Here is a 1,367-nt window from a genome sequence, read left to right on the forward strand (position 1 = left end):
CCCCTTCTTCTGCGCGCGCGCGGCGGGCATCGGCCGTGAGCTGCAGCGACGGAGCGCGGCGCACCAGGGCGTCGAGTTGGTAGATGCTGGCCACGCAGGGCGGGGCCGCCGCAGGCGTGGTGTCGATGGTCGTGCCAGGGGCCTGGTTGTTCAGGCGCTCGGCCGCCACCAAGGCGCCCGACTCGACACCCGGCAGCGCGCGCGCGAGTACGGCCTGCGAGGAATCGGCGTCGAAGCCCGGCAGCTCGAGCAGGTTGCCCAGCACGCGCAGCACCTTCCAGGCCGGGCGGGTGTCGCCCAGGGGGCGCACCACGGCGTGGAAGCTCTGCAGGCGGCCTTCGGCGTTGACGAAGCTGCCGGAGGTTTCGGTGAACGGTGCGATCGGCAGCAGCACGTCGCTCACGTCCAGGTTGGTCTTGAAGGGGCTCAGGGTCACGACCATGTCGGTGTTCGCCAGGCCCTGGAGCCCGGGGGCCGTGTCCTCGGCTTCCACGTTGAGCAGCAGCGCGGCCTTGAGCGCCCCGCCGAGCATGCGGCCGGCGTGCAGGCCGCCCTGCCCCGGCACGGCGCCCACGAGCTGCGCGCCCACGGTGTTGGCCGCCTCGGTGAGGTAGCCCACGCTGGCGCCGGTGTGCTGGGCGATGAACTGGGCCAGGGCCAGCAGGCTGGTGGCCTGAGCGTGGTGCGCGGCGGCGTTGCCGAGCAGCACCGCCTTGTGCTCGCCGCCCAGCAGCGAGGCCGCGATGGCGCGCTGAGCGTCGGTCGCCTCGACCGGCACCGGAGCGGACACGCCCTTCTCGGCGGCCACCGCGGCGGCCACGCCGGCCAGGGCCGATACCCAGGCCGCGCTGTCGCTGAGCAGCGTGTGCTTGACGTTCATGGCCCACTGGGGCGCGGCCTCGACCAGCGCGCTCAGTTGCGCGCCGCGGCGCACGGCCTGGCGGATGCGCTGCGCAAACAGCGGGTGGTCTTTGCGCAGGTTCGAGCCCACGACCAACACACGCTGCAGCGTGGAGAGTTCGGCGATGGGCCGGCCCAGCCAGCGCGCCTGGCCCTGGGGCGCCACGGCGCCGGGGTCGGCCGCGCGCAGGCGGCTGTCGATGTTCTCGCTGCCCAGGCCGCGCACCAGGGCGCCGGCCAGGGCCAGCTCTTCCACGGTGGCGTGCGGGCTGGCCAGCAGGCCGATGGCGCCGGCGCCGTGCGCGGCCTTGACCTGCCGCAGCCCATTGGCGACGTACTCCAGCGCGGTCTGCCAGTCCACGGTCTTCCACTCACCGCCCTGCTTGAGCATGGGCTGGGTGAGGCGGTCCGCGCCATTGAGCGCTTCGTAGGAGAAGCGGTCGCGGTCGGCGATCCAGCACTCGTTG

General features: G+C 73.7%; 1 protein-coding gene. It reads right to left on the reverse strand.

All coding sequences use genetic code 11. From position 1 onward, the window contains the following. The coding region (locus BGO22_RS16180) for a molybdopterin-dependent oxidoreductase (protein ID WP_286851739.1) at window positions 1-1,367 on the reverse strand (1,367 nt) is incomplete at both ends.

It is taken from the genome of Hydrogenophaga sp. 70-12 (genome assembly GCF_001897365.1).
Classification (GTDB): Bacteria; Pseudomonadota; Gammaproteobacteria; order Burkholderiales; family Burkholderiaceae_C; genus Hydrogenophaga; species Hydrogenophaga borbori.